The sequence below is a fragment of the Agrobacterium sp. 22-221-1 genome, from assembly GCF_053522445.1.
In genome coordinates, this window is the sequence record NZ_JBNWCL010000008.1 from 1 (window position 1) to 25,041 (window position 25,041).

A 25,041-nucleotide genomic window follows, 5' to 3' on the forward strand; every position below is an offset into this window, starting at 1 on the left:
TTGCCCCCGTCGCTCACCGCGTTGGGGGAAGGTTCACATGGCTCAATTCTCAATGGAAATTATGCGCCTAACCGGCTCAGTTCCGCGTGGAAACCAACACGCCGAGGAAAAATAGAGCAGCGACAACAATGCCGTGCTGATCCAGTAGATGTAGGTCGTAGCCATGCTGAGTTCCTTGTCGCTGCGTAGCGAGCAACGTGTTCAGGTTGAAGTCTTTTTGCCGGCCGCTTTTTATCCTTGCGCCCTGATGCATAGAAACAAAATGTCGTCTAAGATCGATACTCGCAAGTAGGATAAATTATTATAGGTTAGTATGAAAAAGCAGACTAATGACGCGGAAGCACCCAGCATGCAGGATGAAATGCGTCGCGCCTTCGCGATGCTTTCGGGTAAATGGAAGCTGGAAATCATGTGGTTGCTCAATGAGCGGGTCTACCGCTTCGGCGAACTGCGAAAGGCCATACCAGGCATCACCCAACATATGTTGACTGTCCAGTTACGTGAGCTTGAGAACGACGGCCTGGTCAGCCGGACCATCTTTGCCGAGGTTCCGCCCCGGGTCGAATACGCAATCACCGTGAAGGCTCGGGGCCTCGGTCCAACCATGGAGGCATTGACGGCATGGTGGAATGAGTACGGCAGGAGTCTGCCGGCGAAAACTGCAACGCGCGGACGGAAAAAGAGCGCGCGAACACCTGTGAAGTGAAGCCGTACTCGGTCGATTGGAGGACTCCGCTTATGCTTGCTTCACCTCTCCCAACCTTCATCGCCAGTACTTGGCCGCTCGAACCGAACTTCGGTCAGATGTTGCGACGGCTGACCGTGACGTATTGGCGGGTCACGCAAACGATCGTCGGATTGGTACGCAGCAGGCCCTTCCTGCTATCGAGATAGGCGGCCAGCGTCGGAGCGCCGGGCACAATCTGCCAGTGCCCGTGGAAGCCGAGCGAGCGCATGGCGTGTTCGACCCACTGGCTGCCGAAGCGGGCAAGGCGAAGCAGTCCCGTACGATTGAGACCGGCGCGCCGGGATGGCTGCCACGGCCGTCGGGCCGCACCAGGTTCTCGAGTGTGTGTCGTTGATCACGGTGAAGAGCTTGCCGGGTTCGAGGGCCGGTACGCTTGATGGGACGGGAAGAGGCGGCAAGGGTACGTGGATCATTGTTGCCGGGCGGGCAATGTCCAGAACCTGCCCGGAAAAGAGTTCATGCCATTTGGGCCAAGCACGGCGGCGGGAGCCTTACCGACCGACGGCCCAAATCCAGGCAACGAGCTCATCCGCTTCATTGGAGCGGATGAAAGCCACGCCTTGAACCAAGCCCTTTACTCAATTCGGTTCTACTTCAGTGCGCAAACGCATCGTCAATATCGCTATTGTGCTTGCGGATAATCACGTCGTTCAGCCTTAGGGGAGGGAGTAAATAAAGGGGCTATTTGAGCGTGCAGAGCAAGGATCGAAAACTTCATTCCGCGACCTACATATCATTCTCGACGCGATGCCGGTTGCCTTGTCCTGAGCGAGCTTGCCAAGTCGCAACATCCAATTTGCCAATCACGCTTTCACGCGGCTATTCGGATATCCGGAGAAGTATTTGCGACGATCGAGCAGTGGATAGGTGAGACCTACGAGACCGCATGAAAAGAAGATCGCTCGCAAGCACTGAGCCGCTCTTTGGAAGGGAAATCCAACCGGCGTGGGAGAAATTCAACCGTTAGAATGCCGTGTTCGCTGCGCCGACGGCACCTTCCGAACGACCCCGTATCGTGGAACACTGCTTTGGGATATCGGGATCGTGATTGTGACCTTCGAGGACATTTCCGATCGTAAGTTGGCAGAAGACGTTATAAAAGTGGATCGATTTCGAGGATGGCCCAGGCCTCGTCCGAAGGGAACCTCAAATCCCAGACCCATCAAGCTCCCGGGCGTCCTCGCCTTCCCAGGGAGCGGGCATCGAGAGGCCATCGATATTGGCTGAGGGCATAGGCATCCAGCACTTCAATTCTGGCTCTGCGTATTCGATGATCCGCCCCGGCGAAGAATCCGAGGCACGCCAGCCTTCTGAACCGTACTGGTCGCCCTTCGACCAGTAGGCGAGGTCTACCTGGGACGGCCCTTGTTCGGACGACCGTATCGTGATGAGAATCCGCTCTCCGTTTTTCGGCGCGCTTGCCATATGGCGCCATCGTTGTGGCTTGTCCATCGTTTCCCCCCTGTTTCGGCTTTCAAGTGTCGCCTCACCGTCCAGGAGGGTCAACTCAAACTTTGTATGACGCTGTATCTATCCGGCGAGCGTTCGATCTCCCTGCAATGAACTCGGCCCTCAACGGCTCGCGGGGCTGCGCCTGCACAAAAGAACCGCCTCTCCGGATTTCAGGCTTCGACAGCTTCGCTGACATCGTCCAGAAGAAAGTGCACGATCACATAGCGTGTCGTGTATTTCTGACCGCTATCGGAGACGCCTTCGATGCTGCCGCCGTCGGAGGGGTGCCATTTCTGGTAGTGGGGGTTGTTGGCGATCAGCGTAATCGCTTTTTCAGAGAACCTGCCATTCAGCCGGTAGCGGGCCTCCGCGAGATGCCAGATATTTTCAAAATCCTGTTGGCTGATCCGGGCTTTCAAGGCCTTTCTGGATATTGTTTTTCCGGGCGAACCATCGTTATGCGTCGCCGATGGAATATGTAGGTCAACCTCTTCTGCACCGTCCAGCAGAAACACAAATTCGTCTGGCCACATCCGTCTCACGTATCGCTCCTCCCAAAGCTTACCGCCCTACAGCGCGATCATGATAGCGCCTCCGCCGCGAGAGGCAATGGCGGATATGCACCTGTTTTTCCCTCGCACGCCTTCAATCGATGTCGCGAGTTCGAATAGCTGGAACTTGAAATTGGCCGGGAGATCGTGCTTGTTCACGGTCAGCAGGGCACGTGCGCGTCCCCGCCGGCCAACGAACTGCATCGAGGAGTAAAGCATGAAGAAGCTCATCAACGATCCAGCCACCGTTGTGCGGGACATGCTCGAAGGCGTGGTGGCCCTCAGCCCCGCGACGGTCCTGCTTGCGGATGAGAATGTCGTTATCCGGTCTGGCCTTCTGGACCCGGAAAAGCGCAGGGTGGCGGTCCTGTCGGGCGGGGGCAGCGGCCATGAACCAGCCCATGCGGGTTATGTGGGCGCGGGCATGCTCACCGTTGCGGTGGCAGGCGATGTTTTCACCTCGCCGAGCACCGATGCGGTTCTTGCCGGCATCAGGGCTGCGGCCGGACCCGCCGGCGCTCTGGTTATCGTCAAAAACTACACGGGCGATCGGCTGAATTTCGGATTGGCGGCCGAGCTGGCGCGAGCTGAAGGAATTCCGGTCGAGATCGTGGTCGTTGCCGATGATGTCGCCTTGAAGGACACAGTTCCCGACGATCGCCGCCGGGGTATTGCAGGCACAGTGCTTGTGCACAAGCTCGCCGGCGCGGCCGCGGAGCAGGGACTTCCGCTTCAAGAGGTGGCCCGCATCGCCCGGGAAGCCGCTGGGAAATTGTCCTCCATGGGAATATCGCTGGGGTCCTGCACGCTCCCTGCCGTCGGCAGGCCGGGCTTCGCCCTTGGCGACGCTGAAATCGAAGTCGGGCTCGGCATCCATGGCGAGCAGGGCGTCCGGCGGATGTCCATCGCATCGGCGGACGAGCTTGTGAAGCTGGTCCTCGAGACGATCGAAGCCGATGGCAGGCTGAAGAGCGGAGACCGGGTTGCGCTTCTGGTCAACGGACTGGGATCGACGCCGCCAATGGAACTTGCGGTCGTGGCGCGATCCGCCGTCATACGCCTGGAAGCAAAGGGCGTCGTGGTCGAAAGGGCATGGGCCGGTACCTTCCTCTCCGCCCTCGACATGCCCGGCTTTTCCCTGTCAGTCATGCATGTGGACGACGCAATGCTCAACCTCATGGATGCGCCAACCGATGCCAGCGCATGGCCGCGCGGCGGTGCGGTGAACCGCAACCGTGTCTTGCCTTCGGCAGACGTTAAGAAGAGCGAGACTGCGGAAACCAGAATAACAGCCGCCGGTGAGCGACTGCGTTCCGCCGCGGAGCGGGTCGCCCGAGCCCTGATCGTCGCAGAGCCTAAACTGACGCAGCTCGACAGTGTTACGGGCGACGGTGACCTTGGAACAAGCATGGTGCGAGGCGCCGAAGCAATATTGGCGCTGCCCGGGGAGAGCTTCGCAGATGTGTCCGGTGGCTTGATGGCGATGGCAAACGCGATGCGGAAGGCAATCGGCGGAAGCTCCGGCCCTTTTTACGCCACGGGCCTGATGCGCGCTTCGCGCCATCTTGCCGGGATCGAAAAGCCGACGGCCCAAAAGATGGCGGAGGCGTTCGTGGCTGCCGTTCTCGCGGTCTCGGAACTCGGTGGTGCGAAACCGGGGGACCGTACGATGATAGATTCGCTTCATCCGGCGGCAGAGACATTCCGGGACAAGCTCGCAGCCGGAGCTTCGGCCGACGTGGCCTGGCGATCCGCCTCGGCGGCAGGCATCGCAGGCGCCGAGGCGACGGCGTCGATGAAGCCGCGGCTCGGGCGCGCGAGCTATCTTGGCGAGCGGGCTATAGGACATCCCGATGCGGGAGCGGTCGCCGTCAGCATCTGGCTTGAAGCAATCGGGAACGATTAGCGTCGATGGGCGGCGGGCCGGATGAGAAAGCGGATTGCCGCCGTGGCCGCGACGCTCAGATGCGCCGCGCCTTGATCGTGTTCATGACGAAGCTGGTCTCGATGGTCTCGACGCATTTCAGCTTTGCAATCTTGTCCTTGATGAAACGCTCGTAATCCTCCAGCCCACCGCACATGACCTTGAGCATGTAGTCTCTCGGGCCCGTGACCAGATGACATTCGAGAACCTCGTCCCAGTCAAGCACGGCCGCCTCGAACATCCGGATTTCGTCATCGTGCTGGCGGCTGAGGCGGACGGACGCAAGGGCGGTCATGGTCCATCCCTCGATTGCCGGATTGATGATCGCGGAGTACCCTTTGATGGCGCCCATCTCTTCCAGGCGTCGAAGCCGCCGCAGGCACGCCGATGCCGACAGTCCGACCCGCTCGGCAAGTTCGTTGTTCGTGATCCGCGCATCGGCAGACAATTCCTTGAGTATCCGCCTGTCGATCGGGTCTGCAATTTTTTGCGACATAAATGACCATTCTCCGCAATATATTGCTTCATGAGACAACTCGACGCTTCAGAATGCAAGGTATTTTGGTTTCACTGCGTGTAACCTGCAGGTAGTTCAACGCCAGCTGAGGGATCATCGGAAATGACCGCGCCGCATCCGTCCAAAACCCATATCGGCAACCACGCTCTCCATCCTGAAACCCAGATGCTCAACTACGGTTATGATCCGGAATTGTCGGAGGGCGCCGTAAAGCCTCCCGTGTTCCTGACATCGACCTTCGTTTTCAAATCGGCGGAAGACGGGCGCGACTTCTTCGACTACGTCTCCGGCCGCAAGGAGCCGCCGGAAGGCAGGGGCGCGGGCCTCGTCTATTCGCGCTTCAACCATCCGAACAGCGAAATCGTCGAGGATCGTCTTGCCGTTTATGAGCGCACGGAGAGCTGTGCGCTGTTCTCCTCGGGCATGTCCGCCATTTCGACAACGCTTTTCGCCTTTGTGCGGCCCGGTGACACCGTGCTCCATTCCCAGCCCCTGTATGGCGGCACGGAGACGCTGCTGGCCAAGACCTTCCATAATTTCGGTGTCTCGGCAGTGGGGTTCGCCGATGGTGTCAGCGAGACCTCGGTGATGGCTGCCGCAGAGGAGGCGATGGCGAAAGGCAGGGTCTCCGTCATCCTCATCGAGACCCCCGCCAATCCGACAAACAGCATTGTCGACATTTCGATGATGAGCCGGGTCGCCGACGTGATCGGCGAAAGGCAGGGGCACAGGCCGATCATCGCCTGCGATAATACGCTTCTCGGCCCGGTGTTCCAGCGGCCCATCGAATACGGTGCGGACATCTCGCTCTATTCGCTGACGAAATATGTTGGCGGGCATTCCGACCTCATTGCCGGGGCAGCGCTCGGCCGGAAGGATGTCATGAAACAGGTGAAGGCGTTGCGTGGAGCAATCGGCACGCAGCTCGATCCGCATTCGTGCTGGATGCTCGGACGTTCCCTTGAGACGCTGCAGATCCGGATGGAGCGGGCGGACAGCAACGCCAGGGTCGTGGCGGAATTCCTGAATGCGCATCCCAAGGTCGAGAAAATCCATTACCTGCCGTTCAGCGATCCGGCATCCGCGGTTGGCAGGGTATTCGCTGCTCAATGCTCCGGCGCGGGATCGACCTTCTCGTTCGACATCGTCGGTGGGCAGGCGGCCTCTTTCAAATTCCTCAATGCGCTCAACATATTCAAACTCGCGGTAAGCCTCGGCGGCACGGAGTCTCTTGCATCTCACCCCGCAACGATGACGCATTCGGGAGTTCCTGCCGATATCCGTCAGCGCATCGGTGTGCTGGATTCTACGATCCGGCTGTCAATCGGTATTGAACATCCCGACGATCTTGTCGCCGACCTGACCCTTGCATTGGATCAGGCCTGACGAAAACGGGAACGCCGCTTACCCCACGCGCCACAGAAATGATTGAAAGCTGCCCGCAGCTTACAAACCTGGATAGGGTCACGCACGGGCGCGCCGCGCTGCTCGCTTTCCAACGTCGCCGATTTGCGGCATTAAGTGTTGTGAAGTGTGCAAGATGAATGTGTTGGGGGGCGCATGAAACTCAGGAGCCAGATTCTCGCATTGGCCATCGGGCCTCTCGTTCTTGCGATTATCGTCATCACAGCGCTGATTACGTGGCAGTCCATGACGCTGGCGCGCACGAGCATCGATGCGTTCGAACGCAACATGCTCGCTGCAAAGGAGGCTGAACTCCTCAACCTTACCAATCTTGCCCTTTCGGCGATCCGCTCGGTCTATGACAGGGCAGGACCTGATGACGAGGCCGCGAAGGAAGAGGTCAAGCGCATCCTGACCGGTCTCGACTACGGCACTGACGGCTATTTCTTCGTCTATGACTATGACGGGCTGAACGTGGTCCATCCGCGACAGAATTTCCGTCCGGGGAACAACTGGCTGGATCTCCATGATCCCGATGGCAACCGGGTGATCTACGATCTGATCGTCGAGGCGAAAAAGGGGGGAGGGCTGGTCCAGTACAAGTGGGAAAAGCCTTCCACCAAAAAAATGGCCGACAAGCTTTCCTTTGCGGCCGGGCTCGACAAATGGCGCTGGATGATCGGTACCGGCGTTTACCTCGACGACGTTTTTGCGACGACGGCGGCGGCGAAGGAGGAGTTGCGGCATTCAATCACCTGGAACTTCCTGATCGTCGCCCTGTTTGCGGTTCCCGCCGTATTGCTGGTGTTTGCCACCTGCATGCTGCTCAATTTGCGCCAGCAGCGGCTGGCAGATGGTCGGCTCAAGGAATTGATGCAAAGGATCATCGATACCCAGGAGGAGGAGCGTCTGCGCATTGCCCGGGAACTGCATGACGGCATTTCCCAAAATCTCGTCGGCGTGCGTTTTGCGATCGATCTAGCGCGGCGCAAGGTCACGCCGGATAATGTCGGCGCTGTCGAGGCAATCGGCAAAGGCGCCATTGCGCTGAACGAAGCGATCAAGGAAGTCCGCCGCATCTCCCACGATCTTCGCCCGCGTGTCCTCGACGATCTGGGGCTGACGGCGGCTCTGGAATCCCTGATCTCGAGTTTTTCCGAACGCACGGGAATTGCGGCGACGCTTGAATCCGTGGCCTTCAAGCATATGCTTGTCCCGGAGGCGCGGGTTGCGCTTTACCGTGTCGCACAGGAGGCGCTGACCAATATTGAGCGCCATGCCGGCGCGACGCAGGTCGCCATCCGGTTTTCCAGTCGCGACGAACGGGTTCAGATGGATGTCAGCGACAATGGCCGTGGATTTCCGGCCGTTCGGACAGAAAACGGGATGCCGGCAAGCAAGGGGCTCGGTTTGAGAAACATGCAGGAACGTATGACGCATTTCGGGGGCAGGCTGGATGTCGAAAGCTCCGCCAGGGGAACCGTTCTGCGGGCGGTGCTGCCCATCACCGCCATGAAGGATCGCAATAGCGGCTTACAGGAGGCCGCCGAGTGACCGTTTATCCGATCCGTGTGTTGTTGATAGACAACCATCCTCTGGTTCTGGATGGGTTGAGGGCCGTCCTCGAGACTTACGAGCATCTCGCAGTCGTTGGAACCGCGGTGTCCGCCATGGCCGGTATCGACGCGGCTGTCGCCACGCGGCCGGATGTGGTGCTGATGGATATCAACATGCCGCAGATCAATGGCATCGATGCCCTGGAGCTGTTCAAGGAAAAGCAGCTTTCCGCCCGGGTGCTGATGCTGTCGATGCATGACAGCCGGGAATATATATCGACCTCGGTTATGTATGGTGCGGCCGGTTACATTCTGAAGGACGTGGCGACCGAAGAAATAGTCGCCGCAATCGAAACCGTGGCTGCCGGCGGCACCTATTTTTCCTCTGGCGTTCGCGATGTGCTGATGGAAGGGTCTTCCGGCAGGCTGAAGGCGCTGACGACACGCGAGCAGGAAGTTCTGCTGCTGATCGCGCGCGGAAAGAGCAATCGCGACGCTGCCCTGGCCCTCGACATCGCCGAGCGCACGATGGAAACCCATCGCAAGAACATCAAGAGGAAACTGGATATAGCGACGACTGCCGGTCTCATCCGCTACGCGATCGATAACGGGCTTATCAAAGAATAGCCGCCAAAGGCCCGAGGCCCCGGAATGTCGCCATCCAGGGGCCTCGGTAAAGTCTATGTCGGCTTATTTGCCGGCCGTCTGCATGGCATAGCCGTAGCTGTCATAGGTATATTCGGCAACGCGGAACCATTCAAAGCTCTCGTCGCGGAACTTCTTCCAGCCCGGATAGATCTTGGCCCATGCGGGATGCTTCTGAGTGTACTCGTCATAAAGCTCGAAGGTCGCCTTGTAGGCGGCGTCGAGCACATCGCGGGGCAGCGGGCGAAGCTGCGTGCCCTTGGAAACCAGCGAGCGGATCGCATCCTTGTTCTTGACGTCGTACAGCGCCTGCATGTTGATGTTGGCGGCCTTGCAGGCGGTGTCGAGCGCTGCCTTGTATTCATCAGGCAGTGCTGCATATTGGTCCTTGTTGACGAAGAAGTGGATCGTCAGCCCACCCTCCCAGAACGCGGGATAATAGTAGTATGGCGCGATCTGGTAGAAGCCGAGCTTTTCGTCGTCATAGGGACCGACCCATTCCGCGGCATCGATGGTGCCCCGTTCCAGCGCCGGATAGATGTCGCCGCCCGGAAGCTGCTGCGGCACCGCGCCAAGCTTGGCGAGCACCTGTCCCGCGACGCCGGCAATACGCATCTTGAGGCCCTTGATATCCTCGATGCTCTTGATCTCCTTGCGATACCAGCCGCCCATCTGGGCGCCCGTCGCTCCACCGGGAATGCCGATGACGCCGTAGTCGGAAAGGAATTCGTTGTAAGCCTCGTTGCCGCCGCCATGGTAGAGCCATGCGTTCTGCTGGCGGGCGTTCAGGCCGAAAGGGATGGTCGAACCGATGGCGAATGTCGGATCTTTCCCGGTGAAATAATAGCCGCAGGTATGGGAAATCTCGACGGTATTGGCTTTTACGGCGTCGATGGCCTGGGCGCCGGGAACGATTTCACCGGCCTGGAAGACCTGGATTTCGAACTTGCCGCCCGTAATCGCCTTCAATGCATTGGCCATGACGACGGCGCCGCCATAGATCGTGTCCAGATTGTTCGGGAAGCCGGACGTGAGACGCCAGCGAACGGTTGGCAAAGACTGGGCTATGGCGGGTGTCGCAAGTGCCGAAGCAGCCGCAGCCGCCCCTGCAAGTACGCCGCCCGACAGGAGTTGTCTGCGACCTGGGTTGACCTTCATAGATTACCTCCTCCTATTGAACGTCAGCGATTTTTGTTGCGGCGGGCGCTTTTGCGCCCGGCCGATTGTCAGGGGGTGGCCGGCTTTCCGAAGCTCGGTGCGCTGTTGCCGGGTGCCGAGAAAGGATTGGCGAAGGGATCGGCGTCCGTGCCGATGCTGGGCATCGGTACATTGATATGGACGGCGGAAGGATCGACCTGCTTGGCGCCTGACTTGTAGTGCATCACGATGCCGGGGAAGGCGATGATGATGACGACCATGGTCAGCTGGATGAACAGATAGGGAATGGCGCCCAGATAGATCTGGGACGAGGTGACCGGCTGGATGGTCTGTCCCGTGATCCGATCCTTGTAGGCACGCGTCGGTGCGACGGACCGCAGGAAGAACAGCGAGAAACCGAAGGGCGGGTGCATGAACGACGTCTGCATGTTGACCGCCAGCATCACGCCAAACCAGATCAGGTCGATGCCAAGCGCATCGGCGACCGGCGCCAGCAGCGGGATGATGATGAAGGCCAGCTCGAAATAATCGAGGAAGAAGGCCAGGAAAAAGACCAGCAGGTTGGCGACGATCAGGAAGCCGATCTCGCCGCCCGGGATCGATGTCATCAGATGCTCGACCCAGACGTGGCCGTTCACGCCATAGAAGGTCAGGGAAAAGACGCGCGCGCCGAGCAGGATGAGCAGCACGAAGGACGACAGCTTTGCCGTGGCGTGCAGCGACTGCTGGATCAGGCCGAAATTGAGCTTGCGGTTGGCAAGAGCAAGGGCGAGCGCGCCGACGGCACCCATGGCGCCCCCTTCCGTGGGGGTGGCGATCCCGAGGAAGATCGTGCCGAGCACAAGGAATATCAAGACGAGCGGCGGCACCAGCGAGGTGATGACCTTGAGCAGCAGCTTGGTGCCGCGCAGGGTCCGCGCCTCCAGCGGCAGGGCCGGGACTTTCGTGGGACTGATGATCGAGGTCACGATGATATAAAGCGCATAGGCCGCCACGAGCATCAGACCCGGAACGAGCGCGCCCTTGTACATGTCGCCCACCGAACGGCCGAGCTGGTCAGCGAGCACGATCAATACGAGGCTGGGCGGGATGATCTGCGCCAGCGTGCCGGATGCCGCGATTGTGCCGGCGGCGACCTTGCGGTCATAACCATAGCGCAACATGATGGGAAGCGAGATGAGGCCCATCGAGATAACCGAGGCGGCGACGACGCCGGTGGTGGCGGCCAGAATTGCCCCGACGAAGATCACGGCAAACGCAATGCCGCCGCGGACCGGTCCAAACAGCTGGCCGATCGTGTCCAGCAAATCCTCGGCCATGCCGCTCTTTTCAAGAATGAGCCCCATGAAGGTGAAGAACGGTATCGCCAGCAGCGTTTCGTTCGACATCTGGCCGAATATGCGATCGGGAATGGCCTGGAACAGCGTCGCTGGCAGCAGGCCGAGTTCTATCCCGATGAAGCCGAAGAAAAAGCCGACAAAGGCCAGGGCGAAGGCCACGGGATAGCCGAGCAAAAGCACGATGATGAGCGCCGCAAACATGATGGGCGCGAGATTTTCCGCAATGAATGCCATTGTTGTTTTTTCCTTCGATCAGAGCATTGCCGCCGCGGCGTCAGCCTCTGCAACGGGATCGGGGATATCGCCGCGCAGGATCGCGACACGCTTGATGAGTTCCGAAACGCCCTGAATGGCGAGGAGGCTGAAGCCAATCGGTATCAGCGCCCAGACGGGCCATTGAATGAGGCCGCCCGTGTTGTTTGAAACCTCACCGGAAGCAAGTTTCTGAAGAAACACCGGCCAGGAGAGATAGACCGTGATGAGGCAGAAGGGCATGAGAAAGAAAATGGTCCCGAGAATATCGACCCACAGCTGCCCCTTGCGCGGAAGATTTCCGTAGACCAGATCGACCTTCACATGCTCGTTGTTAAGAAGCGTGTAGGCGGCGGCGATCAGAAACACGGCGGAAAACAAATACCACTGCGATTCAAGCCAGGCGTTGGAGCTCATCGAAAACGCCTTGCGCATGACGGCATTGATGGCGCTGATGAAAATAGCCGCGAGAAGCAGCCAGGAAATGCCTTTGCCAATGGCTGCATTGGCAGCATCGATGGCGCGCGAAACGGCCAACAGAAACTTCATGATATCCTCCCCGAAAGCGGCCGCGTACTCCTCAATACGTGTGTGACCGCCATAATTCGCGCAGGATAACCATGGCTGCCTGACGCTCAAGGGCGCGCGCAGGCGAATTTCCTGAGACGTACCGAGAACTGGGTATGGGCAAGATCAAAACCCGCATCCGGGCTTAATTTCGCTTCCCGCTGCCGGCCCAAATGCGTGGTTGCATGGTCGGCTACCATGTCACTGTCTGGCTGCGGTCGCCTCTTTTACCGCCAGCTCCGCCATGGCGAGTGCCGCATCGCGGGTTCTGGCCGCCGCGACAAATCGGCCGTTGTGGCAGAAGCTCGCGCCTTCGACGCCGCAAACCGCTTCCAGATCTTTGTCCGTCAGGCCGGCCCAGGCCGCCGGCAGATCCGCCCGCAGTTCAAAGCCTTCATCCGCGCGGCGGATGCCGGTCAGGCACCAGTCGTTGTTGCGTGGATGAACGACGAAGAGCAAATGGTCGGCACCCGCCTTCTTGATGGCGGGCCGAAACGGCATTCCCATCGGCAGTTCCAGAATATGTCCCTCGCCGGCATCCACGATAGCCTGGCTCACGAGCGCTTCAGCTCGCAATTTCGCGGCGCTGTTGGCAATCTTTGCCTCCACGAAGCTGCGGGCGATGGCCAGCGCCGCGTGGAAACTGCGATTGTCCGCTTCGGGATTTGTCTCGTCGAAAACAGGTTTCAGAGTTTCCAGCAGGACGGGCAGGGTCAGCCCGGCGAGTGCCCCCGCGGTCGAGGGGCTGAGCGCGCCATTGTCGACCAGATCGACCGGCAGCACGAAGCTCGCATCGAAAGAGGCGTGAACGGTTTCGATATGGTCTTCAGGAACGCCGAAGGCGGCAAGATAATCGCGGCCGAAATGCTTCCAGATCAGTCCGAACGAACTATAGGGCTGACCGTCTTCCCGCAACGGTGCGCCGCGCTGGTGGTGATCGAAGGCACCCTTCGCCGCGTCATAAACACCGCCGACGTCATAGACGATGCGGTCTGCGCCGGGTGCGATCCATTCGGGCGCCCTGCTGCGGATCAGGCGTGCCTGCGGGAAAAGCCGGGTCAGAACGACGCTCGACAGCAGTTCGTCGGCATGGAAGCCACCGGAATGGGTGACGAGGAAGTCCGGGATCATGTCAGGATGCGCCTTGTTGCTTGCGGAAGCTCCGCCTGGGAGTGGCACCTGATACCCTTTGCCGGACGGCATCTCAACCCGCCATTCGCCATGGAGGCTAAAAGCAACGATATGCTGGACGTCGTGATCCGAAGGAAAGGCGGTTTGTCACCGCGTTTCAAGCCGTCTTCAGGATCGACAGGTTGGGTGCCGACCGGTCATTCTCACTCGTTTTCCAGCGGTCGAAGGCGGCGCGTCCGAGAATGGCGACCGAGGTGTCCTCCTGGGGGGCATGGACGAGAACCGACTGGATATCGCGGAAATGCCGCTCGAGGCCGAGATCGGCGTTGAGGCCGGGATTGCCGATGCCGCGAACGGCTATCTGGACGGCGTCGCGGATTTGCCTGCCGGCGAGAAGCCGGGCCCTTATCAGGTGTTCGGCATCGCCGATATGGTTTGCGAGCGCGCCAAAGATGATCTGCCGGGCGCCGGAGACCAAAAGGTCGATCTCGCCCGAAAGCGTGACAAAACGTTCTGTCCGCGCAATGGCATGGCCCAGATTGGCGGGCACGCGTTCATGCGCGAAGCGAATGAACGCTTCCTGAGCGGCCTCAGCCGCCCCCAGATAGATTGCGGTCAGCGCAAGCGTCATCGCCGCGTGGCCGCGATTATCCTGCTGGGCAACGGAGGGATCAACGAGCTCAAGTACATTTTCTGCCGGGATTTCAACCTCGGTATATTCGACGTCGTGCGAACCGGTCGCCCGCATTCCGAGGCTCTTCCAGTTCTCTATGATCTTGATACCGGGCAGGCCATTGGGCACGACGAAGGTGCCGACCCGAGCCTGAGTCTCGTCGGTGTGCGCCCAGACGAGGAAGTGCGTGAGGCCGTGCGCGCCTGTCACGAAGCGCTTGCGGCCCGTGATCGACCAGCCATTCGCCGTCCGGTGCGCACGCGTGGCCGGCAATCCGCCACGGGCCGGCGAGCCCAGTTCGGGCTCCACACGGGCGGCGTTCAGCAGCAATGGCTGGTGTTTGGCCCTTGAAAGAAGGTCCCTGTAAAGCCCGTCGGGCCAATGGTCCTTCGTCGCCTGTCCCAGATGAGTGAAGATCGTCATCGCGCTGATGAGCGCCACAGAGGGATCGCCGCGTCCCAGCGCCGCCAGAATATGGGCTGCTGTGCTCAAGGTTCCTCCCGGGCCGCCGTAACGCGTGGCCACGGTGCTCTCGAGAAGTCCAGCCTGATGAACGGCGCGAATACCGGTCCAGGGAAACTGACCGGTCTGATCCGCATCCGGTGCGGCTTCGGAAACGGCGCGCACGGCGGCGTCAAGTGCGGTGGGATCGTAGGACATGCGGTAACGGCTTTCTGAAGGTCGGCGGGCGGGATCATCCGTTGCGGGCGTGGATGATCCCTGTCCTGGAAGAAGAGGTGGATGTGTCCGACGGCGTAGCCGGACCGCCGTGATCAGGCGGCTGCCTTCTTCTTTGCCTCTTCGCGTTCGCGAATGCCCTCGCGGACGAGGGGCAGGATGTATCGCCCGTAGTCGACGGCATCGTTATAATTGTCGTATCCACGGATCGAAATCAGATCGGCGCCGAGATCGATATAGTCGAGAATGGAGTCGGCGATGGTGCGCGGCGATCCGACCAGAGCGGTTGTTGCGCCGCTTGCATTGGTCGCGGTGACCGTCGGATACCACAGTGCGCGGTCATGGACGTCGCCACGTTTGGCGATATCGAGCAGGCGCTGGGAGCCGATATTGGCGGGTGGTGTTGCGTTGACCGGCGCGCGGGAAAGACCCTTCTGGCGGTTCTCGTTCAGACGGTCGAGAACCCTGTGCGCCTTATCCCAGGCCAGTTCGTCTGTTTCAGCCACGATTGGCCGGAAGGTCACCCAGATGCGCGGGCGATCGGTTCGGCCGGCTTTTGCTGCCTCGGCATAGATACGGTCGATCTGCTGCTTGGTTTCAGCCAGCGGTTCGCCCCAGAGGCCGAAAATGTCGCATAGCGAGCCGCCGATACGATAGGCGGCATCCGACGAACCGCCGAGCGAAATCGGGATCAGGCCGTTGGTGGGACGCACGGCGCTGCGAAACTGCTTGAACTGATAATATTTGCCGTCGAAATCGAAGGGTTCGGTCGAACTCCAGGCAAGGCGGAGAATGCGGATATATTCTTCCTGACGTTCGTAACGCTCTTCCTTGTTGAGGAAATCTCCCTCACGCGCCTGCTCCTCGTCGCTGCCGCCCGCGATGAAGTGGACGACGACGCGCCCGCCGCTCAGCTGGTCGAGCGTGGCGAGGGATTTGGCGGCAACCGTCGGATAAACGGTGTTGGGCCGGAGCGCGACGATGATCTTGATGTTCTTCGTATGCGCAAGCACCGTCGCGCCCAGTGTGAAGGGATCGAACGAGGAAGAGGAATAGGGGATGAGCGTGTAGTTGAACCCGTAATCGTCCAGCGCACGCGCATAACGTTCCAGGAAGAGCGGATCGACCGGAGCATCCGGGATGGGGTTCAGATCATTGGACGCGTTGGGAAAGCTGACGCTGATGAATTCCGCAGCCATGGGAGCTCCTTGGTGTTTCTGGGTGTCGGGTGAAAGCTAAAGCCGGCATGGCATATGAGGAAGACAGGTCTTTCTATTTCTATGGAAAATGTAGAAAATATTGCCTGACTATGCTGGCGGTCTAGAACCCTGGATTGCCGCCTGTTCCGGCCCTTGGTGATCGGAAGCGGGTTTCCACCCAAGAGAGGGGGCGACCGTCGTCGCAAGATCGGTGAGCAATCTTATGTTTTCGGACAGTCCGAAAGCGGGAGGCAGAAACAGGACGAGTTCATCTGCAGCTGCCAGTCCGGGGTCGCTCAACACCGCCTCGATGACAGCATCCGGTGTGCCTTGAAAGACCGGAGAAATCATCGCGCCAACCGGCTGGCCGGCCGGAGCCAGAGCACCCTTCGGGCGTGAGGCGGCAATTCCCGCCGTGCGGCGCTCAAGATCGTAGGCCGCGTATTTCTCGCGCAGCTCCGGGGTGGTGCCGACCAGAACGGAAGCTGCAACGGCGACCGGCGGCGGCGTCGTTTTCCAGATGCGCAGCCAGTGGGTGCGATAGGCGTCGATGATCCGCGCCTGATACTGACCGAAAGTCTCGCCTTCGGCCTGATCGTGAAGGACGGTTCCTGAAATCAGGCCGATCCCGAGTTCGGCGGCCTGTATCGCTGAATCGAGGCTGGCGGAGCCTTGGCGGATACGGCTGCGCAGGGTGGGGCTATGTGGCGTTACCCGCAACTCGGCTCCCGCAGGCGCGCCCGTGTCCCGCTTCGTAACGATGTGCAGAACATCGCCGGCAATGGCGGCGAGGAAGCGCGACTGGCGCCATTTTGCCTCTGTCCGGGCATCGGTGTCGACGGTTCCGAAAACGGCGTCGAAGGCGCCGTTGGCTCCGGTCGAAATGGCAAGTTCGAGCCGTCCGTCGATCAATAGATCGGTCGTTCCCGCCGCCTCGGCCAAAAGGATCGGGTCCTGATAACGCATCGGGATGACGGCGGAGCCAAGTGTGATGTGCCGCGTATGCTGTCCGACTGCCGCAAAGAAAGGTAACGGGGAAGAAAGATAATGGTCGAAGTGACGCTGATAGGCCCAGCCTGACTGATAGCCCAGCCTTTCCGCCTGCCTGAACAATTCTATGCCCTGCCGCAACCCCTGTGCCGGACCGTCATCGTCGTTGAACGACACCCGCGTATTGAAGCCAAGCCGCTGTTTCGGTCGAAACAACCCGGGAAGGTCACGGGAAGCTGCTGCAATATTCATGCGAGTTGCTCCTTGCGCAGAGCGTGCCGGACTGCGGGAACGCGAACCGTCCCGGCAATGCCCGACGGGATGGAGTTCAGCAGCGACGCGGTATATTCGTGTCTCGGATTGCCGAAAATCTCGGTGACGGCTCCATGCTCGACGATGCGTCCCCGCTGCATCACCGAAACGCTGTGCGCAAGTTGCCGGACCAGGGCGAGGTCATGCGAAACGAAAACATAGGTCAGGCCGAGCTTCGCCTGCAGCGACAGCAGAACCTCGACGATATCCGCCTGAACGCTGACATCGAGAGCGGATGTGGGTTCGTCCAGCACGATCACATCCGGTTTGAGGACCAGCGAACGGGCGATTGCCACGCGCTGACGCTGCCCGCCGGAGAGGGCCGACGGTTTGCGCTCCAGGAGGTGCTCGCTCAAGCCGACATTCGCGAGAGCCTCCCGTACCCGCTCGAAACGCTCTTTCGGCGTCCCGATCTCGAACCGGTCGAGTGGTTCACGCACAAGCTGCCCCACCTTCCATGTCGGGTCGAGTGACGTGAACGGGTTCTGGTAAACCAGCTGAAGATGCCGCCAGACGGACCGGAGCGAAGCCCGGCTTTTGCTCGTGACGGTCTCGTCGGCAACCGTGATCGTGCCGCTTTCCGGCTCTTCGAGCCCCAGCAGCAGGCGGATCGTCGTCGTCTTGCCGGAGCCGGATTCGCCGACGAGAGCATGGGTCGTGCCCGCCGGAACCGTAAACGAAATATCGTCCACCGCCGTCAGGGTTTTGCCATCGACGGTGAAATGCTTGGTGACGCCGCTGACGGCGATCTTTGGCGATTTGTCGCTCTCGAGAAGGCTGAACCCCGGATCGCGGAATCTGGCGTAACGCTCCGGGTTGAGCGCGGGCACGTCGCCATGGAGCTTTTTGGCGTAGGGTGAGGAGGGGGAGGAAAAAACGGCCGACGTCCTGCCTGCTTCCTGTACGACGCCGTTCTTCAGCACGACGAGATTGTCTGCCCTCTCCGCCGCTATTGCGAGGTCGTGGGTAATGAGAAGCAGGCTGATATTCAGCTCATCCCGAAGGCGGGAGAGAAGATCGAGGATGCGCTTCTGGATCGTCACGTCCAGCGCCGAGGTCGGCTCGTCCGCCACCAGCAGTGCAGGGCGCGGCAATATTGCGAGCGCGATCAGCACGCGCTGCAACATCCCGCCGGACAGTTGATGTGGATAGGAATCGTAGACCCGTTGCGGATTGTCGAGACCCACCTTGGCGAATGTTTCGAGAATAAGTGTCTTGCGGATCGAAGGGTTGGACTCTTCCGTCAGCGCTGCGGCCTCCAGCGCCTGCGAGCCGATTGTTCTCACCGGATTGAGAGAGTTGCCCGGATCCTGCGGCACGAAACCGATTTCACGGCCGCGAAACGGCCTGAAACGCCGTTCCGGCAATGCCAGAATGTTCTGCCTGTCGAAAACGACCTGGCCCGTGGCGTTCGCACCGTTGGGAAGAAGCCGCAGCACGGCTTTCGCGATTGTCGATTTTCCAGAACCGGATTCCCCGATGAGGGCGAGGCTTTCGCCGCGCCCGATTTCGAAATCGACATTATGGACGACTTCCTGCCGCCCATAGGAAATGGCGAGATTTTCGACCGCGAGGAGGGGCGTCGCGTGTTGTGGAGACGCTGCCACGAACTCAGGAAGGATTGGCGCTGTTTTCAGTGCGATTTGCGAAGCCATCGGCTGATCCTGTTGACAGAGAGGACGGTCACGATCGTAACGAACGCGGGCGCATAAACGAGCCAGGGCCATTTGAGATAGTCCTTGCCGATTGAAATCAGCAGGCCCCAGTCGGAGGAAGGCGGAGGGTCGCCGTAGCCGAGGAAGGCGAGGCTGGCGATCACCAGAATGGACTCGCCGAATTGCAGCACGGCCAGAGGCAGCATCGAGCGGGATGCGTTTGGAAGGACGTGTCTGAGAACGATGTAGCGGCGCGAGCCCCCCAGCAGAAAGGACGCCTCCACGAAGGTCGCCTGACGGGTCTTGATGACCTCGGAGCGAGCCACGCGGGCGAAGAAGGCGATGGCCGATATGCCCGTCGCAATCGCCGCATTGATCGTTTCGAAGCCTATGGCCGTGACGATGATGACCGCGAGCAGGAACTTCGGGATAGACAGCAGCACGTCGACAAAACGCGCAAAGACGACATCCACCCAGCCGCCGAAAAATCCGGCGAGCAAACCGATCAACCCGCCGATGAAGACGCCGATGACGACAGCGACCAGGGCGCTCGATACGGATGATGCTGTGCCATAAACGACCCGTGTATAGAGATCGCGTCCCAGATGATCGGTGCCGAACCAGTGCGCAAAACTTGGCGCAAGAAGCTTGTCGGCCGGAACGCCGTTGATCGGGCTCTGGCTGGTGAACAGTTGCGGCGCAATCGACCAGGCGACGACGACGGCGATGACGAGCAGGGAAAGGGCAACCGTTGCAGTGATGTTGAGAGCTTTGAGCTTCTCGACCGGATTGCTACCGGAGACCGGGCTGGAGATAAGGCTCATGGCTTGGCCCCCGTTTCAAGGCCAAGCGGCGTGTCGTCGACGGTTGCCAGACGCCGCTTTCGGCCAACGATAATTTTCACCCGCGGATCGAGCAGCGGATAGAGAAGATCGGCGATGAGGTTGACGACGACGAAGACCACGGCTCCCAGCGAGACGATGGCCTGCAGGACCGGCAAGTCCTGCGTGCTGACGGAGCGCTGTACGAGACTGCCGATGCCGGTGCGGCCGAACACGGTTTCCGTGATCAGCGAGTTGCCCAGAAGCTCGCCAACGGTCAGGGCGATAACGGTTACCACTGGTAGCGAGGCGGGCTTGAGCAGATGTGTTGTGAAAAGCCTTCTCGGCCCGATGCCGCGGCTGCGGGCAACCGCCGCGTAATCCTGCTCCGCTTCATGATCGAGATTGGCGATCAGGACTTCCGCGATCTGCGCGGAAAACGGTATGCCGATGGTGATCGCTGCAAACAGCGTCGCCCAGAAGCTGTCGGGCTCGATGACCCGGAACAGCCTGAGCTGAAAACCGAAGAGATGGATCAGAAACAGTCCGATGACGAAATTGGGTGTCGACAGGAACAGCGAGGGGAAGGCTCGCAGCAATCCTTGCCCATATCGTTTCGGTACGACCTGCGTGCCATAGGCAACGGCGAAGGCGAGGATCAAGGCGACCGTTAGCCCGGCGGAGGCCAAAACCAGCGTCGATGGCAGCACCTCGGCAATGAGTGTCGAGACCGGTCGGTTGGAGCGCATGGAAATGCCGAGATCGCCCGTCAGGAATGCCGACAGGGAGTGCCAGAGCTGCACGATGATCGGCCTGTCCAGCCCCTGTGCAGCAATGATTTCGGCGATCTCCTGCTCGGTGAAACCGTTCTGCGGGTTGCGCAGAACGCTGGTGATCGGGTCGCCGGGCAGGACGCTGACGACCACGAAGGTGAAGACATAGGCCAGAAGGATGACGACGATCGCCTGGCCGAGCCGCTTTGCGGCGTAGGTTAGGTAGGCATTGCTCATGCCGTCACCTCCTTGACGTTACTCGGTGGGTGCTGGCCTCATTCGGCAATGAACGCTGTGTAATAGCTGGCGTAGGCGACACCGTTGTAGACTTCGCCCTTCAGCTTCGGCGACTGCACGTAAATGCGCTGAACGATTTGCGTGCGCGGTATGAAGTATCCCTGTTCCAGCAGATATTTCTGCAGGCTGTCCAGAAGCGGCTTTCGGTCTTCGACGGAACCTGCACCGGCGATTTTGTCGCGCAGATCGTTGAGCGTCGCATCGCGCTCATCGAGCGCAAACCAGTTCTCGCCATTGTTGGCGTTGGTCAGGATGCTGGCGACGGTGCCGGCGTCGATGAAGCTGCGCGTGACTTCATATGCGGGAACTGCGGCGCCGCCGAATTTGACCTTCTCGCCGTAGGTTACGACATCATAAGCCCTGATGTTGACCTTCCATCCGAGCCTGCCAAGCTGCTGGGCAATCAGCTCATCGACGGATTTCGAGGTTGCCAGATAAGGATTGGAATGGATCGTCAATTCCAGCGGCTTGCCGTCTTTCACCCGAACGCCGTCCGCGCCCTTGACCCATCCGGCTTCGTCCAGAAGCTTCTCCGACTTGTCCGGGTTATAGGCGAGGAGATCGCTGTGATCCGTAGCGCCGGGGACGTTGCTCTGGATGAACGACGTCGCAAGCTTCCAGTCCTGCGTATAGACGGTGTCGATGATTTCCTGACGGTTGATGCCTGCCTGCAGTGCCTGGCGCACCTTCACGTCATCATAGGGTTGAAGCTTGGTGTTAACCGCCCAGCCGTTGACGAAGCCGAGGTAACGCGGGGTCGCGACGGTGAAGCCTTCTTCCTTCAGCGATTTCAGCTCCTGGGGCGAGGCATTGTAGGCGACGTCCGCCTGACCCGACTGAACGGAAGCGACGCGGAGGGATGGTTCCGAAACCAGCTTGTAGGTGATGGTATCGAGATAGGCGGGTCCGGTATGGCCGACTGCGGCCGGCCCCCAATTATAGTCCTTACGCTTGACCAGAGTGACATGGTCGCCCTCTTTCCAGGACTCCACCACGTAAGGTCCGCTGCCGGCGGTCTTGCTGAGGTCGGCCTGCTGGCCGGCAGGCTGGGCGATGCTCTTGGGAGAGATCAGGATGGAGCCGTGATAACCAAGGGTTGGAATAAAACCGAGCGTTGGCTTCTTGAAGAATACTTTGACTGTCGTGGCATCGACCGCTTCGGCGTGATCGTAGGTCTTGGGGAAGAGGCCGATCGGATTGATCCCGTCGCTTTTGCGGCCGGCATACCAGATGTCGAGATTGGCGACGACGGCCTTCGCATCAAGCGGTTCGCCATCGGAGAAAGTCACGCCGCTCTTTAAGTGAAGGGTGAATTCCGTTGCGGTGTCGTTCTGCTCCCAGCGTTCGGCGATCCATGGGCTGACCTTGCCTTCCGCATCGACATAAAGCAGCTTATCCGTCACATGCCCCCAGATGTGGCCCTGGAAACTGGAGATGGCGCTGTTGTTTGGGATCCAGGTGTCGCCCAGTGAATCGATCAGAAATGTGATGTCACCGCCATCGTGCGGCGTATCCGCCGCCACTGCGCTCAGAGGTGCCGCTGTCGATAAAAACAGCGAGGCGGAGACTGCCAGAGAGGCCGTGAAAAGCAGCCGGCGACGCGACAGGGAGAATGAGAAAGAACGTCTTGTCATGATATGATCCTGAAAAATTCAAAGTTTTTTCGTTGCAATTTCGGCATCTCCTGCGGACGCACATGCGGCCGCCGTTATTGGCAGCAGGCATGTCAAACCGTTGCCGCGTCGGCCTTTCAGCCGAGCGGGAGAATGCTTGAATTCATTGGGCAGTCGGGTTGGACGTCGCGAGGGTTAGCGAGCGGCTCGTGGGAGTTCGCTTGGCTGAGGAGCGCGCCCGCTTCTACATATTCCAGTCATGACGCGGTCCCTCGTTGCGTGTTTATCTTGCCAATAAACTAGCAGCCGGGCGTGAGGGAGAAAGACTGGTTATTCTTTTTCTATCGATTTAGTGAATTATTTTATCGCCATTTTGCCGACTGTTTGGATTGGCGTTTCAGACGCCCTTGAATTGCCGTCGCGCTCCGGCGTTTGATGATGGTCTGGCGATGAAGACGCTTTGTCACGCGGCGTAAATGTCATGGCTTCGAAAACCCTGACGGGCGGCAAGTCGCCGGTGAAAAGCTCAATCTCCACCTTCGCGATCTGGCCGGTCGAACCCTGCGACAGTTTCGAAGTGCCGATGTCGCGGGTCAGGATATTGGGATTGCCATGGATGCAGATGGAATTGTCCACCGCGGGATCCTGTGGCTCGAACCATGCGCCGGTGGCAAGCTGCATCACGCCCGGCATGACGTCTTCGCTGACGACGGCGCCAGCGAGACAGCTGCCGCGCGCATTAAAAAGCCTGACGACGTCGCCGTCAGATATTCCACGGGCCGAAGCGTCGGCCGGATGGATGCGGACAGGTTCCCGATCCCTGATCTTGGTCGAACGGCTGAAATCGCCGTAGTCCAGCTGGCTGTGCAGACGTTGATATGGCTGATTGCAGACGAGATGCAGGGGATGGAGGCGGGCATCATCGGGCGTCTCCATTCTTGGCGGATACCAGCGCGGATGACCTTTGCAGTCATCATATTCGAAGCTCTCGACAGTCTCTGAAAAGATTTCGATCTTTCCTGACGGCGTCGCCAGCGGCTTCGTTCCGGGGTCCTGAAGGAAAGCGCGCGCCGGGCCACCGTCGTCTGGCTTGACTGGAAGGCGCAGTTCTCCCCGCTTCCAGAAGGTTTCAAAGTCCGGTGCGTCGTGGCCGCCGGCCGCAAGCGCCTGACGGGTCGTTTCGTACAGGAAGGCGAGCCATTCTCCGCTGCTGCGGTTTTCGGTAAAGGCATCGAACCTGCCAAGTTCCCGCGCAATCCCGGCGAATATCTCATAATCGTCGCGTGCCTCGCCGACCGGGTCGATCAGCCGCTTCATGGCGATCATCAGGGGATCGCGATCGGCAGCGCCGATGTCGTCACGCTCAAGCGTGGTCGTGGCGGGCAGCACGATATCGGCATGTCGCGCGGTGGAGGTCCAGGCGGATTCGTGGACGATGATCGTTTCGGGACGCCGGAAAGCGGCCCGCAGCCGGTTGATATCCTGATGATGGTGAAATGGATTGCCTCCCGCCCAATAGACAAGCCGGATATCGGGATAACGAAGCGTGTGCCCGTTGTAATGGAACTCGGCACCGGGATTGAGCAACATATCGGCGATGCGTGCACAGGGAATATAGTCCGGCACGGGGTTTTTGAATTGCTGGAGTGTTGGCAAGGGAACGGCAAGCAGGTTCTTGCCGATATTGCCCAACGCGCCGAGGGAATAGGAAAATCCGCCGCCGTCCAATCCGATCTGGCCGAGCATGGCGGCAAGGACAATGCCCATCCACACCGGCTGTTCGCCATAATCGGCCCGCTGAAGCGAGTGACTGACCGTGATCAGGGTTCTCGAACCGGCCATCCTGCGCGCCAGCTTGCGGATCGTTTCCGGGGCGATGTTGCAGATCGCGGCCGCCCATTCCGGGCTTTTGTGCTGGCCGTCCTCCCTGCCAAGAAGATAGTTTTCGAACCGGTCATATCCAACCGTATAACGCTCCAGAAATGTCCGGTCGTGCAGTCCTTCGGTCACGAGGACGTGCGCAAGCCCGAGCATCATCGCCACGTCTGTACCGGGAATAATAGGAAGCCACTCGGCACCCGCATTCGCGGGAAAATCGTCCGCCAGGGGGCTGACGAATGTGAAATGCGCACCGCGAGCGCTCGCGCCGGCCAGTTTCTGCCGAACGGTGTGCGTGCTGATCCCCCCACCGTGGACATCGGCATTCTTGATCGCCATGCCACCGAAGGCAAGCACCAGTTCGCTGCTGCGTTCGATCGCATCCCAGGTCACGCTTTTGCGGTCGAAGCTGTCATACGGCCCAAGCACATGGGGAATTATGACCATGGCTGCGCCGGAACTATAGGTGTTGACGGACCGGACATATCCGCCAAGGACATTCAAAAAGCGGTGAATCTGGCTTTGCGCATGATGAAACCGACCGGCGCTCGACCAGCCATAGGAGCCGCCGAATACCGCGCTCGGACCATGACGGTCATAGACCCGTCTCAGCTCATCGGCGACCAGCTTCGTCGCTTCGGCCCAGCTGACCTCGACGTAATCGTCAGCGCCGCGTCGCTGCGCGTGGCCGGTCTCGCGTTCAAGCCAGCCCCGCCGAACGGCAGGCCGTTTGATACGAACGGGGCTGTCGGCAATCGCCGGAAGATTGCCCAGCAGCGGTGATGGATGCGGGTCACCGGGATGGGGCTCGATCTCCAGTCGCCCATTTGCAAGCCGCCCGGAGAATGCCCCCCAGTGGGAACTGTGAGTTTTGAAGGAATTCATCGCATGGCCTCACGATCATCGA

General features: G+C 59.9%; 21 protein-coding genes. 5 read left to right on the forward strand and 16 right to left on the reverse strand.

Annotated features, from left to right (window positions below):
- Window positions 1–349: 349 nt before the first annotated feature.
- Window positions 350–706, forward strand: coding sequence for a winged helix-turn-helix transcriptional regulator (locus ACQZ5N_RS13870; RefSeq protein ID WP_448733200.1), 357 nt, complete (start codon window positions 350–352; stop codon window positions 704–706).
- Window positions 707–800: 94 nt separating this feature from the next.
- On the opposite strand, the gene ACQZ5N_RS13875 is transcribed toward ACQZ5N_RS13870, so the two are convergent.
- The 3 genes from ACQZ5N_RS13875 to ACQZ5N_RS13885 form a co-directional block, all read right to left on the reverse strand.
- Window positions 801–956 (reverse strand): hypothetical protein, encoded by a 156-nt coding sequence (locus ACQZ5N_RS13875; protein WP_448733201.1) that lies wholly within the window; start codon window positions 954–956, stop codon window positions 801–803.
- Between the two features lie 938 nt (window positions 957–1,894).
- Window positions 1,895–2,200, reverse strand: coding sequence for a hypothetical protein (locus ACQZ5N_RS13880; protein WP_448733202.1), 306 nt, complete (start codon window positions 2,198–2,200; stop codon window positions 1,895–1,897).
- A 170-nt stretch (window positions 2,201–2,370) separates the two neighbouring features.
- Window positions 2,371–2,733, reverse strand: coding sequence for a hypothetical protein (locus ACQZ5N_RS13885; RefSeq protein WP_448733352.1), 363 nt, complete (start codon window positions 2,731–2,733; stop codon window positions 2,371–2,373).
- A 235-nt stretch (window positions 2,734–2,968) separates the two neighbouring features.
- On the opposite strand from ACQZ5N_RS13885, the gene ACQZ5N_RS13890 reads away from it, so the two are divergent.
- Window positions 2,969–4,657 carry a dihydroxyacetone kinase family protein gene (locus ACQZ5N_RS13890; protein WP_448733203.1) on the forward strand — a complete coding sequence of 563 codons (1,689 nt, stop codon included), beginning with the start codon at window positions 2,969–2,971 and terminating at the stop codon, window positions 4,655–4,657.
- 55 nt (window positions 4,658–4,712) lie between these two features.
- Here ACQZ5N_RS13890 and ACQZ5N_RS13895 read toward each other — a convergent pair whose 3' ends face one another.
- Window positions 4,713–5,171 carry an Lrp/AsnC family transcriptional regulator gene (locus ACQZ5N_RS13895; protein ID WP_003521846.1) on the reverse strand — a complete coding sequence of 153 codons (459 nt, stop codon included), beginning with the start codon at window positions 5,169–5,171 and terminating at the stop codon, window positions 4,713–4,715.
- 123 nt (window positions 5,172–5,294) lie between these two features.
- Here ACQZ5N_RS13895 and ACQZ5N_RS13900 point away from each other — a divergent pair, with 123 nt between their 5' ends.
- The 3 genes from ACQZ5N_RS13900 to mctR all read left to right on the forward strand — a co-directional run bounded on the left by ACQZ5N_RS13900 (window position 5,295) and on the right by mctR (window position 8,779).
- Window positions 5,295–6,578 carry a cystathionine gamma-synthase family protein gene (locus tag ACQZ5N_RS13900; RefSeq protein ID WP_448733204.1) on the forward strand — a complete coding sequence of 428 codons (1,284 nt, stop codon included), beginning with the start codon at window positions 5,295–5,297 and terminating at the stop codon, window positions 6,576–6,578.
- Between the two features lie 174 nt (window positions 6,579–6,752).
- Window positions 6,753–8,150 (forward strand): two-component system sensor histidine kinase MctS, encoded by a 1,398-nt coding sequence (mctS, locus tag ACQZ5N_RS13905; RefSeq protein ID WP_020809086.1) that lies wholly within the window; start codon window positions 6,753–6,755, stop codon window positions 8,148–8,150.
- Entirely contained in the window at window positions 8,147–8,779 is a 633-nt protein-coding gene (gene mctR, locus ACQZ5N_RS13910) for a two-component system response regulator MctR (protein ID WP_196379731.1), read from the forward strand. Before mctS ends, mctR begins: the two co-directional genes overlap by 4 nt.
- Window positions 8,780–8,842: 63 nt before the next feature.
- Here the strand turns inward: mctR and ACQZ5N_RS13915 are convergent, their stop codons facing one another.
- The 12 genes from ACQZ5N_RS13915 to ACQZ5N_RS13970 form a co-directional block, all read right to left on the reverse strand.
- Entirely contained in the window at window positions 8,843–9,955 is a 1,113-nt protein-coding gene (locus ACQZ5N_RS13915) for a TRAP transporter substrate-binding protein (protein WP_020809088.1), read from the reverse strand.
- Window positions 9,956–10,023: 68 nt separating this feature from the next.
- Window positions 10,024–11,529: a TRAP transporter large permease gene (locus ACQZ5N_RS13920; protein WP_183044119.1), complete on the reverse strand. Its 1,506-nt coding sequence runs from the start codon at window positions 11,527–11,529 to the stop codon at window positions 10,024–10,026.
- An 18-nt stretch (window positions 11,530–11,547) separates the two neighbouring features.
- On the reverse strand, window positions 11,548–12,096 hold the full coding sequence (locus tag ACQZ5N_RS13925) for a TRAP transporter small permease subunit (RefSeq protein ID WP_059761233.1): 549 nt from the start codon (window positions 12,094–12,096) through the stop codon (window positions 11,548–11,550).
- Window positions 12,097–12,315: 219 nt separating this feature from the next.
- On the reverse strand, window positions 12,316–13,245 hold the full coding sequence (locus ACQZ5N_RS13930; protein WP_448733205.1) for an MYG1 family protein: 930 nt from the start codon (window positions 13,243–13,245) through the stop codon (window positions 12,316–12,318).
- A 157-nt stretch (window positions 13,246–13,402) separates the two neighbouring features.
- A complete protein-coding gene (locus tag ACQZ5N_RS13935) occupies window positions 13,403–14,578 on the reverse strand; it encodes an acyl-CoA dehydrogenase family protein (protein ID WP_448733206.1) in 1,176 nt (391 codons plus the stop codon).
- A gap of 113 nt (window positions 14,579–14,691) precedes the next feature.
- Window positions 14,692–15,795 carry an LLM class flavin-dependent oxidoreductase gene (locus tag ACQZ5N_RS13940; RefSeq protein ID WP_003521836.1) on the reverse strand — a complete coding sequence of 368 codons (1,104 nt, stop codon included), beginning with the start codon at window positions 15,793–15,795 and terminating at the stop codon, window positions 14,692–14,694.
- A 108-nt stretch (window positions 15,796–15,903) separates the two neighbouring features.
- The gene (locus ACQZ5N_RS13945; protein ID WP_448733207.1) at window positions 15,904–17,037 is read right to left on the reverse strand and encodes an LLM class flavin-dependent oxidoreductase; all 1,134 of its coding nucleotides are present in this window, start codon (window positions 17,035–17,037) and stop codon (window positions 15,904–15,906) included.
- On the reverse strand, window positions 17,034–18,752 hold the full coding sequence (locus tag ACQZ5N_RS13950; protein WP_448733208.1) for a dipeptide ABC transporter ATP-binding protein: 1,719 nt from the start codon (window positions 18,750–18,752) through the stop codon (window positions 17,034–17,036). The genes ACQZ5N_RS13945 and ACQZ5N_RS13950 overlap by 4 nt, the downstream gene beginning before the upstream one ends.
- On the reverse strand, window positions 18,731–19,576 hold the full coding sequence (locus ACQZ5N_RS13955; RefSeq protein ID WP_448733209.1) for an ABC transporter permease: 846 nt from the start codon (window positions 19,574–19,576) through the stop codon (window positions 18,731–18,733). The genes ACQZ5N_RS13950 and ACQZ5N_RS13955 overlap by 22 nt, the downstream gene beginning before the upstream one ends.
- Complete coding sequence (locus ACQZ5N_RS13960; RefSeq protein ID WP_448733210.1) at window positions 19,573–20,583, reverse strand: ABC transporter permease; 1,011 nt, start codon at window positions 20,581–20,583, stop codon at window positions 19,573–19,575. The genes ACQZ5N_RS13955 and ACQZ5N_RS13960 overlap by 4 nt, the downstream gene beginning before the upstream one ends.
- A 38-nt stretch (window positions 20,584–20,621) precedes the next feature.
- Window positions 20,622–22,277 (reverse strand): ABC transporter substrate-binding protein, encoded by a 1,656-nt coding sequence (locus ACQZ5N_RS13965; protein ID WP_448733211.1) that lies wholly within the window; start codon window positions 22,275–22,277, stop codon window positions 20,622–20,624.
- Window positions 22,278–22,613: 336 nt separating this feature from the next.
- Window positions 22,614–25,019: a molybdopterin guanine dinucleotide-containing S/N-oxide reductase gene (locus tag ACQZ5N_RS13970; protein ID WP_448733212.1), complete on the reverse strand. Its 2,406-nt coding sequence runs from the start codon at window positions 25,017–25,019 to the stop codon at window positions 22,614–22,616.
- Between the last annotated feature and the right edge of the window lie 22 nt (window positions 25,020–25,041).